The 10,040-nt window shown below is 72.3% G+C and carries 8 protein-coding genes; all 8 read left to right on the top strand.

Translation table 11 applies throughout. The features are described 5' to 3' along the window. Positions 1-280 precede the first annotated feature (280 nt). The 8 genes from EV190_RS13050 to EV190_RS13015 all read left to right on the top strand — a co-directional run bounded on the left by EV190_RS13050 (position 281) and on the right by EV190_RS13015 (position 9,897). Positions 281-2,443 carry a hydantoinase/oxoprolinase family protein gene (locus tag EV190_RS13050; protein WP_133741807.1) on the top strand — a complete coding sequence of 721 codons (2,163 nt, stop codon included), beginning with the start codon at positions 281-283 and terminating at the stop codon, positions 2,441-2,443. 3 nt (positions 2,444-2,446) lie between these two features. Continuing rightward, positions 2,447-4,321, top strand: coding sequence for a hydantoinase B/oxoprolinase family protein (locus tag EV190_RS13045; protein WP_133741806.1), 1,875 nt, complete (start codon positions 2,447-2,449; stop codon positions 4,319-4,321). Next, positions 4,318-5,307, top strand: coding sequence for an SDR family oxidoreductase (locus tag EV190_RS13040; RefSeq protein WP_166655453.1), 990 nt, complete (start codon positions 4,318-4,320; stop codon positions 5,305-5,307). Before EV190_RS13045 ends, EV190_RS13040 begins: the two co-directional genes overlap by 4 nt. A gap of 88 nt (positions 5,308-5,395) precedes the next feature. Continuing rightward, positions 5,396-6,340, top strand: a complete 945-nt coding sequence (locus EV190_RS13035; RefSeq protein ID WP_133741804.1) for a carbamate kinase — start codon at positions 5,396-5,398, stop codon at positions 6,338-6,340. Positions 6,341-6,384: 44 nt separating this feature from the next. Further along, positions 6,385-7,494 carry a barbiturase gene (locus tag EV190_RS13030; RefSeq protein WP_133741803.1) on the top strand — a complete coding sequence of 370 codons (1,110 nt, stop codon included), beginning with the start codon at positions 6,385-6,387 and terminating at the stop codon, positions 7,492-7,494. A gap of 238 nt (positions 7,495-7,732) precedes the next feature. Then, positions 7,733-7,996: a DUF6406 domain-containing protein gene (locus EV190_RS13025; RefSeq protein ID WP_133741802.1), complete on the top strand. Its 264-nt coding sequence runs from the start codon at positions 7,733-7,735 to the stop codon at positions 7,994-7,996. Positions 7,997-8,115: 119 nt separating this feature from the next. Beyond that, entirely contained in the window at positions 8,116-8,412 is a 297-nt protein-coding gene (locus tag EV190_RS13020) for a Dabb family protein (RefSeq protein WP_133741801.1), read from the top strand. 540 nt (positions 8,413-8,952) lie between these two features. Next, positions 8,953-9,897 (top strand): FkbM family methyltransferase, encoded by a 945-nt coding sequence (locus EV190_RS13015; RefSeq protein WP_394345524.1) that lies wholly within the window; start codon positions 8,953-8,955, stop codon positions 9,895-9,897. Positions 9,898-10,040 lie beyond the last annotated feature (143 nt).

Raw genomic sequence — 10,040 nt, 5'->3', positions numbered from 1 at the left:
GTCAGAAGGGCGTCAAGGTCAGTTTTCACACACCGATCCTCGACGCCCTTCGCCATGGGCGCAGGCGTTTCAGGGATTTCCCATCAACGATCTAGTCCTCCTTGCTGATCGTGGCCTTTCCGGGGTCTCACCCGCCTCCGAGAGCCCGAAAAGGTCACGATCAGCAGGGCCCTTCACCAAGACCTGCCAAATCTGTTGGCACAACTTGCCGATTAAACGCTTCGCTCCGCGCAGTTGAATCGTGGCGTCAGACCACGTCACACACCAGGGAGCGACGCTGATGGCCAGGCAACGGCGGGTCCGGATCGGAATCGACACCGGTGGCACCTTCACCGACGTCGTCGCCCTGGACGAGAACACCGGTGAACTCGTCACCACCAAGACCCCCTCGACCCCGGCCGACCCGGCCGACGGGTTCATGAACGGCATCGCGAAGGTCGTCGACCTGCTCGGCGGAAGCGCCCGGGTCGAGGTCGCCTCGGTCTCGCACGGCACCACGGTGGCCACCAACCAGCTGCTCGAGGACAAGATCGGCCGCCTCGGCTTCATCACCACCGAGGGGTACGAGTACGTCCTGGAGATCGCCCGCCAGGCCGTCCCCGACGGCTACGGCAACTCCTACTTCTGGGTCAAGCCGGACCGGATCGTGCCCGTGGACCGCGTGCGCGCCGTCGGCGGGCGCCTGGACCACACCGGCGCCGAGGTCCGCCCGCTCGACGAGGAGCAGGCGAGGGCGGCCGCGCGGTGGTTCCGCGAGCAGGGCGTGGACACCATCGGGGTGTGCCTGCTGCACTCCTACGCCGACCCCGGGCACGAGGAGCGGGTGCGCGACATCCTGCGCGAGGAGCACCCCGACGCCGTGGTGTCGATCAGCTCCGAGGTCCTGCGCGAGTACCGCGAGTACGAGCGCTCGATGACCACCCTCGTGGACGCCGCGGTCAAACCGCGGGTGGCCCGCTACGTCGGCGGCATCCGCGCCCGCCTGGACGCCGCGCGGCTCACCGGCGACGGCCGGCGCGTCCCCTTCTCCATCATGAAGTCCAACGGCGGCGTGCTCTCCGCCGAGGAGATCGTGCACCAGCCGATCACCACCGTGCTCTCGGGACCGGCCGCGGGCGCGCTCGGCGCCGCGCTCATCGCCGGGCGCGCCGGGTTCGACCGGGTCCTCACCCTCGACGGCGGCGGCACCTCCACGGACGTCTCGGTGGTCCTGGACGGCGAGCCGGGCCTGACCACCGAGGGCTCCATCGGGCGCTACCCGTCCAAGATCCCGATGATCGACATCGTCACCGTCGGCGCGGGCGGCGGCTCCGTCGCCTGGATCTCCCCCGAGGGGACCCTCAAGGTGGGACCCCGGTCCGCGGGAGCCGACCCCGGCCCCATCTGCTACGGCAACGGCGGCACCGAGCCGACCATCACCGACGCCCACGTCCTGCTCGGGCGCATCCCGCCGCACCTGCTGGGCGGTGAGATCGCGCTGGACGCCGGCGCCGCGCGCGAGGGCGTCGCCAAGCTCGCCGACGAGCTCGGCATCGGCGTCGAGCAGGCCGCCACCGGAATCCTGGAGATCTCCGCGTGGAACCAGGCCAACGCGCTGCGCCAGATCACCGTGCAGCGGGGCCTGGACGTGCGCGACTTCCACATGGCCACCTTCGGCGGCTCGGGCTCGCTGCTGCTGTGCCGGCTGATCGACATCCTGGGCCTGGCCGGGGTGATCGTGCCGCGCGACCCCGGCAACGTCTCGGCGTTCGGGCTGCTCACCGTGGACGTCAAGAACGACTACGTGCGCACCCACGTGGCCCGGCACGCCGACCTGGACCTGGCCTCGGTCGCCGACGTCCTCGCGGAGCTGACCGAGTCGGCCGCGCTCGCCCTCGACAAGGAGGACTTCGCGCGCGCCGACCACCACTACGCGCGGACCGCCGACCTGCGCTACTTCGGCCAGGCCTACGAGGTGCGGGTCCCGGTCCCGGACGGGGACGTGGACGCCGCGCTCGCCGAGGAGGTCGCCGACGCGTTCCACGACGCCCACCGCGCCCTGTACGGCTACGACTTCCGCGGCGACGCGGGCCAGCAGGTCGAGTGGGTGAACCTGCGGGTCACCGGCATCGGCCGGATCCGCCGCCCCGAACTGCGCGAGCTCCCCGCGGGCAGCGGCGGCGCCGACCGCGCGCTGACCGGGCGCCGCGGCGTCTACTTCGACGAGGGCGGCGCGGCCGGGTACCGCGACACCCCCGTCTACTGGCGGCCCGACCTGGCCCCCGGGGACCGGATCGAGGGCCCGGCGGTCATCGAGGAGTTCGGCTCCACCATCCCCCTGCACCCCGGGTTCACCGCGCGGATCGACGGCTACGGCAACGTCCTGGTCACCGCCGAGCGCACCGCCACGACCACCACGACCGCCACGACCACCACGACCGCCACGACCGAGCAGGAGCGCTGAGACATGACCACCGCGAACACCGCAGCCCTCACCGTGGACCCCGTCCTGCTGGAGATCGTCGAGGGCACCCTGGCCTCGGTGGAGAAGGAGGTGGAGACCGCCATCGCGCGCACCTCGCGCTCGCCGATGATCCGCGACGCCCACGACTTCCGTGCCGGGATCCACGACCGCCGCCTGCGCAAGCTCACCGGCCGCTCCTACTCCGCGCTCGTGCACCCCGTCGCCCGCGACTTCCCCCTGGACACGATGCGCCCGGGCGACGTCTTCTTCCACAACGACGTCTACGAGTCCGAGGGCGGCATCGGCCACCTTCCCGACCTGTGCGTGACCGTGCCGGTCTTCCACGACGACGGCGACGGCCCCCGGGTGGTCGCGTTCGTGCAGGCGTTCGGCCACCACGACGACATCGGCGGCGCCTGCCCCGGGTCGATGCCCTCGGGCGCGACCTCGGTCTACGAGGAGGGCCTGATGGTCCCGCCGATCCGGCTGTGGGACCAGGGCGTGCCCAACGAGGCGGCGCTGCGCATCATGACCCGCAACTCCCGGATGCCCGACTCCCTGGCCGCGGACCTGGACGCCGAGTGCTCGGCCTGCCTGATGGGCGCGCGCCGCCTGGGCGAGCTGTTCACCCGCTACGGCCGCTCGACCGTGGAGGCGTGCTTCGACGCGATCCTGGACAAGACCACCGAGACCTACCGGCGCGAGATCCTCGCCAAGATCCCCGACGGCACCTACGTGTGGGAGGACTACGCCGAGCACGACGGCGTGGACGAGCCGAGGCTGCACACCCAGCGGATCACCCTGACCAAGGTCCCCGACAAGGTCATCATCGACTTCACCGGGACGTCTCCGCAGGCCAAGGGGCCCATCAACCACTGCGGAGACTACGCCGACGGCAACTTCCTGAAGAAGTGGCTGGCGCCCATCCTGCGCAACCTCGCGGACACCCCCGAGCGGATGGCCGAACTCGACGTCAACGAGGGGGTCGTGCCGCTCATCGAGATGAGGTTCCCGCCCAAGGGGACCCTGCTCACGCCGATCTTCCCCGCGCCCACCAACGCGCGCACCTTCGTCATCCTGCGCCTGCTCGGCGTGCTGTCGGGGGTGCTGGCCAAGGCCGTGGACGGCCGTATGCCCGCCGACCAGGAGACCATCCGGTACACCGGGGTGCACGGCGTCGACGCCAACGGCGACCGCTACCTGATGCGCGAGGTCCTGGGCGGCGGCTCGGGCGGCCGCTACTACGCCGACGGCGAGGACACCATCCACGTGGTGCCGGACTCGCGCAACCTGCCCACCGAGTTCACCGAGTCGCGCTTCCCGTTCCTGGTCGAGCGCCTGGGCCTGGCCGCGGACTCGGGCGGCGCGGGGGAGTACCGGGGCGGCCTGGGATACGAGAAGCACATCCGGATGCTGCGCGACGCCTCCTTCATGTCCATCGCGGACCGCACGATCCTCTCCTGCTGGGGGGTCAGGGGCGGGAAGGCGGGGCGGCCCTTCCAGGTCACCATCGACCCGGGCGGGCCCGCCGAGCGCGAGATCGAGGGACTGGCCGACGGCGAGCCGGTGCGCGCCGGCGAGGTCATCCGGATCCGCACCACGGGCGGCGGCGGCTGGGGGGACCCGCTGGACCGCAGGGTCGAGTCGGTGGTGCGCGACGTGCTTTGGGGCAAAGTCACCCGCGACGCGGCCCGGTCCGATTACGGTGTGATCATCAGCGGACCGACCGCAGCCCCTGAGGCCGATGCCGCCGCGACCGAGCGGCTGCGCGCCCAGATGCGAGCCGAGCGTTCCCCCGACCAGCCCTTCTTCGACCGGGGGCCGGGGTACGCGGTGCTGTCCGGGGGTGCGCGATCCTCGGAGGTGGATCGACTGTGACACAGCTGCAACCACGAGTCCTGGTGACCGGAGCCGCGGGCAAGACCGGGCGGGCCGTGCTGGCCGCCCTGGCGCGCAAGGGGGTCCCCGCCAGGGCGCTGGTCCGCCGGCGCGAGCAGACGGGCGCCGTGCTGGCCTGGGGGGCGGCCGAGGCGGTGGTCGGCGACATGCGCGAGCGCTCGGTGCTCAAGGAGGCGGCGGCGGGAGCCACCGCGATCTACCACATCGCCCCCAACATGTGCCCCGAGGAGGTCGAGATCGGCGAGGCGCTGATCTCGGCCGCCCGGGCCGCGGGGGTGTGGCGCGTGGTCCACCACTCGGTGCTGCGCCCGCAGATCCAGGCGATGCCGCACCACTGGGCCAAGCTCCGGGTGGAGGAGGCGCTGTTCAGGTCGGGGCTGGACGTCACGGTGCTCCAGCCCGGCCCCTACGTCCAGAACCTCCTGACCGGCCTCGACTCGGTGCGCCGGACCGAGACGCTGGGCGTGCCCTACTCCATCGACGTGGAGTTCGCGCTGGTGGACCTGTGGGACGTGGCGGCGGTGGCGGCGCGCTGCCTGACCGAGCCGGTGCGCCCGGTGGAGAACGGCCGGGCGCCCGGCGACGCCCGGATGGGGCTGGCCGCGCTGGACGACCAGGGCGGGGACGACGACCACTCCTTCGCGGTCTACGAGCTCGCCGGGCCGGCCAACGTCTCGGTCCGCCAGGCGGCCTCGGCGCTGGGCCTGGCCCTGGGCCGGACGATCACCCCGGTCGCGGTCCCGCTGGAGCGGTGGAGGGAGGACGCCCGCGCCTCGGGGACGAGTGAGCCGGTGCTCGCCATGATGTCCGCGATGTTCGACTACTACGACGTCTACGGCCTGCGCGGCAACGGCCGGATGCTGCGCCATCTGCTGCGCCGTCCGGGCCTGGACGTCTACGAGTGCCTGCGCCGCGAGATCCGGATGGGCACCCGCTGCGGAGACTTGGCGTTGTCTGACAGCTGAATCGTGGTTATTGGGCAATCTCCGCCCGCGAACTGGGCCGTGGCGTTCTCTAGAGTCGGCTTCACCCGCAGCTCTCACGAGGAGACAGATGCTCCAACAGCGCCGTGTTCTCATCGCACTCGGCGGAAACGCCATGACCACCCCCGACGGCAGCGCGCGTCCCGAGGACCAGCGCAGGGCCGTGGAGGCGGCGATGGGCGACGTCGCCGCCCTGGTCGCGACGGGAACCGAGGTCGTGCTCACCCACGGCAACGGCCCGCAGGTGGGGAACCTGCTGGTCAAGAACGAGATGGCAGCGCACGTCGTACCGCCGGTGCCACTGGACTGGTGCGGGGCGCAGACCCAGGGCACCATCGGGTTCACCGTGGCGAGCGCGCTGGAGGCGGCGCTGGACGCGCGCGGCATCACGCGGTTCGCGTCCGCGATCGTCACCCGGGTCCGGGTGGACGCCGACGACCCGGCGTTCACCCGCCCGAGCAAGCCGATCGGCCGGTACGTCGACGCGGACCAGGCGGCCCGGTTCACCGGGCTCGGCCAGAACTGGGAGGACTTCGGCCCGCGCGGGTGGCGCCGGGTGGTGCCCTCCCCCGAGCCCCTGGAGATCCTGGACGCGCCGGCGGTGCGCGCGCTGCTGGCCGCGGGCGTCGTCCCCATCGCCGCGGGCGGGGGCGGCATCCCCGTCGTGCGCGAGCCCTCCGGCGCGCTGCGCGGGGTGGAGGCGGTGCTGGACAAGGACCGCACGGCCGCGCTGCTGGCCCGCTCGGTGTACGCCGGAAGCATGGTGATCGCCACCGACGTGCCCAACGCGGTGCTGCACTACGGCACGCCCGACGCCCGGCCCATCGGGCGGATCAGCGCCGCCGAACTCGCCCGCCACGCCGCCGACGGCCACTTCGCCGGAGGCAGCATGGGCCCCAAGGTCGAGGCCGCGCTGCGGTTCGTGGCCGAGGGGGGCGGGCGCGCCGTCATCACGGCGCTGGACCGGCTCGCCGACGGGATCGCCGGAACAGCCGGGACCGTCGTCGAGCCCTGAGGCTTCAGTTCAACGACCAACGCAGTAGGAGAGGTGGCCCAACCATGCCGAGGCCGATCGAAGTACACAAGGTCGCCATCGAGAGCGTCACGGACGCCTCCGGGCTCGCCCGGCTGATCGACGAGGGCGTGTTCGCGGCCGACGACGTGCTCGCCGTGATCGGGAAGACCGAGGGGAACGGCGGGGTCAACGACTACACCCGCATCCTGGCGGACCGGGCGTTCCGCGAGGTCCTGGTCGCCAAGGGGAGCCGCACCGACGAGCAGGCCAAGGAGGTGCCGCTGGTCTGGTCGGGCGGCACCGACGGAGTGATCTCCCCGCACGCCACCGTCTTCGCGTACGCCCCCGAGGGCCGCTACGAGCCCGGCGACGAGCCGCGGGTGACCGTGGGCGTGGCCATGAGCGAGCAGATCCTGCCCGAGGACATCGGCAGGCCCGCGATGGTCGCCAAGGTCGCCGACGGGGTGCGCGCGGCGATGCGGACCGCCGGGATCACCGACCCGGCGGACGTGCACTACGTGCAGACCAAGACGCCGCTGCTGGTGCTGGACACCATCAACGACGCCAAGTCGCGTGGGCACACGGTGTTCACCGAGGACACCCTGAAGTCGATGGACGTGTCCAACTCGACGACCGCGCTGGGCATCGCGACGGCCCTCGGCGAGATCGAGGAGCCGACGGCCGAGCAGATCCACTCCGACCTGTCGCTGTACTCCTCGGTCGCCTCCTGCTCCTCGGGGGTCGAACTGGACCGCGCCCAGATCGTGGTCGTGGGCAACGCCCGCGGCGTCGGCGGCCGCTTCCGGGTGGGGCACAGCGTCATGAGGGACGCGCTGGACTCCGACGGGATCTGGGAGGCCATCCGCTCGGCGGGGCTGAAGCTGCCCGACCGGCCGCACCCTGACGACCTCGGCGACGCTCTGGTCAACGTGTTCCTCAAGTGCGAGGCCGACCCGACGGGGCGGGTGCGCGGACGACGCAACATCATGCTGGACGACAGCGATGTCCACTGGCACCGGCAGATCAAGGCGACGGTCGGCGGCGTCACGGCGGCCGTCACCGGCGACCCCGCCGTGTTCGTGTCGGTCGCGGCCGTGCACCAGGGCCCCTCGGGCGGGGGCCCCGTCGCGGCGGTGGTCGACCTGGGGGAGTGAATCCCCGCGGCGGCGCGTCGGCGGCCCCGGTGACCTCGGTCACCGGGGCCGTTCCATGCCGTGCCCGCTGCCGAACTGAAATAGTGGGTAAACAGTGGTTTGCTGTCTGTTGCTTCGCGCCGGGCTGCGGGTAGGGTTCCGGGGAACTGCCGACGGGGTCGACGGAACAGGCGGTCCCGGCACTTTTCGGCACTAGCATGACTGAGGCTCATCTCAAGAGACAGGGAGAGAGTCCAACGTGGCCCATGAAGTCGGTGCGCAGGAACAGATCACCTACGGTCGAAACGACCGGTTCGACGGTGGTCCCGTCGGAGGGGGCGGGTTCTGGGTGGACGATGAGGGGCGACCGGTGGCCAGACTCGGCGGTCCGCAGGAATGGCCGGGGCTGCTCGAGGTGCGGGTCGGGGAGACCTTCACCGTGGGCGGCCAGCTGTGGCGGATCGACGACATCGTGAACCCCGAAGCCCCGAGCGCCTACCTGGTCACCACCAGGATCGGTTGACCGTCCGCTCGGAGGGCGCCGTCGCGGCCCCTCCGGGACGCGGAACGCGAGCCCCGCCTCCGGTTCCCCGGAGGCGGGGCTCGCGGCGTTCCGAATCCGGGGTGGACTAGGTTTTCCGCATGGGTATTCGGCACATCGCGCTGTTTCGTTGGATCGAGGGCGTCACGCCCGAGCAGGTCGAGCGGGTGGAGGCGCTGCTGGGCAGGCTCCCCGGGGTGATCCCCGAGCTCAGGGGCTACGAGTTCGGCGCGGACCTGGGGATCGGGGCGGGGAACTACGACTTCGCGGTCGTCGCGGACGTCGAGGGCGAGCCGGGTTTCCTGGCCTACCAGCGCCACCCCGACCACCAGGCCGCGCTGGCGGTCATCAAGCCGATGCTCGCGGACCGCGCCGCCGTGCAGTTCAACATCGACTGAGCTCCCCGCCGACCGCGCGGGGCCGGACCGGCCGCGCCGCCCCGGCCGCCGCACGAACCCGTCCCGCACCGGGCTCCACCGGGGCCGAAGAAGTTGGACTCTGTTCCTTTTTCTTTCGCCTCCCTCCTCTCAAGGGGGTGAACGCGCTGTCTTTGGCGGGAACCCGGCCGCCAACCTTGTATTAGAACTGGTTTCAGTATTAACTTCTCCTCAGGGTTCCGCCGTTCGCCCGGACCGCCCGGAAGGGCGGGCCGGGCGGCGGAACCGTGAACGCGTCCCCCGCCGGCGATGGATCGCGCCCCATCGCCGGCGGGGGACGTTCCCCCAGCGGCGCGAATCATCCCCCGGCAAGGGCGGGTCGGTCCCCGCACGGCCGCCCCGGATGATCGATGATTGCTCACAGTGAGGGCACGGTGCCGACCCGGCCCCGAAGCGGCGTCCGCGCCGCATGGAACCCACCGGCCGGGGAACGCCCGCGGGGTGGAGAAACCGGTCGCCGCGGGCACACGGGAGAACGAGATGCCGCGAACACAACCCCCAGTGGTCGACTACCGCAGCGGCGCGGTCGGTCGCCGACGCAGCTGGTACGGGACGAAAAAGCACGTCAAGCGGGTCCTGGGCTGGCGGCTGCCCAACCTCGCGATGCGCGGCGCGGTGCGGGTGGCCGCGCCCGGACTGCGCGCGACCGGGCGGCTGCCCGCGCCCGCCGCGATCCGCGAGGTCGCGGGCCGCGTGGACGGGGCCGGGTACGTGATGCTCGCGCCGTCCCGCTGCGTCGTCGCCAAGGAGCTGTACTGGGGCGGGGGCCGCCGTCCGCAGCCCGCCGACGACCTCGCGGTCCGGGTGTTCGCCGCGGCGGCCCGCGACTCGGCCGCCCTGTTCGACATCGGCGCGTACACCGGGCTGTTCACACTGGTCGGCACCGCCGTCAACCCGGACCTGCGCGCGCACGCCTTCGAGATCGTGCCGGAGGTGTACCGGGCCCTGGTGGACAACTGCGTGCGCAACCGGGTCCTGCACCGGGTCACCCTGCACCACACCGGGGTGGGCGACCCCGGGGACACCGTCGTGATGCCCGTCGAGTCGGGGGACTCGGCGCTGCCCTGCTTCTACTCCAGCGAACTGGCCTTCGCGGACGGCGTCCCGGTCGAGGTGGTCGCGCTGGACGCGTTCACCGACCGGGTCCCGCCCGGCGGGCGGACGGTCATGAAGGTCGACGTCGAGGGGACCGAGGCGGCCGTCTTCGAGCACGGCCGGAGGTTCCTCGCCGAGCACCGCCCCGACATCCTGTGCGAGGTCCTGCCGGGCGCGGACACGGACCGGCTGCGCGCCCTCCTGGAACCGCACGGCTACCGCTGCCACCTGGTGGGGGAGAGCGCCCTGGCCCCGGCGGGGGAGCTCGTGGCGCACCCGCGCTTTCGCGACTGGTTCCTGACCACCCGCGCGCCCGCCGACCTCGCGGCCCTCGGGATACCGGTGGCCTGAGCGGCCCGGACGGGGGCCGGGGCCGCGCCCACGACGTCCGTCGCGCGGGGGGTTCGTTGACGGTCGTGGGGGGTGGGGGCCGCCCCCGGCCCCCCCGGGGGGGACGGCCACCCACCCCCAACAAACAACCCGAGGCCGAAAAA

Source organism: Actinorugispora endophytica (genome assembly GCF_004363075.1).
Classification (GTDB): Bacteria; Actinomycetota; Actinomycetes; order Streptosporangiales; family Streptosporangiaceae; genus Actinorugispora; species Actinorugispora endophytica.
The sequence above is the reverse complement of the archived record's forward strand: the minus strand, read 5'-3'. Positions and strand labels throughout refer to the sequence as shown.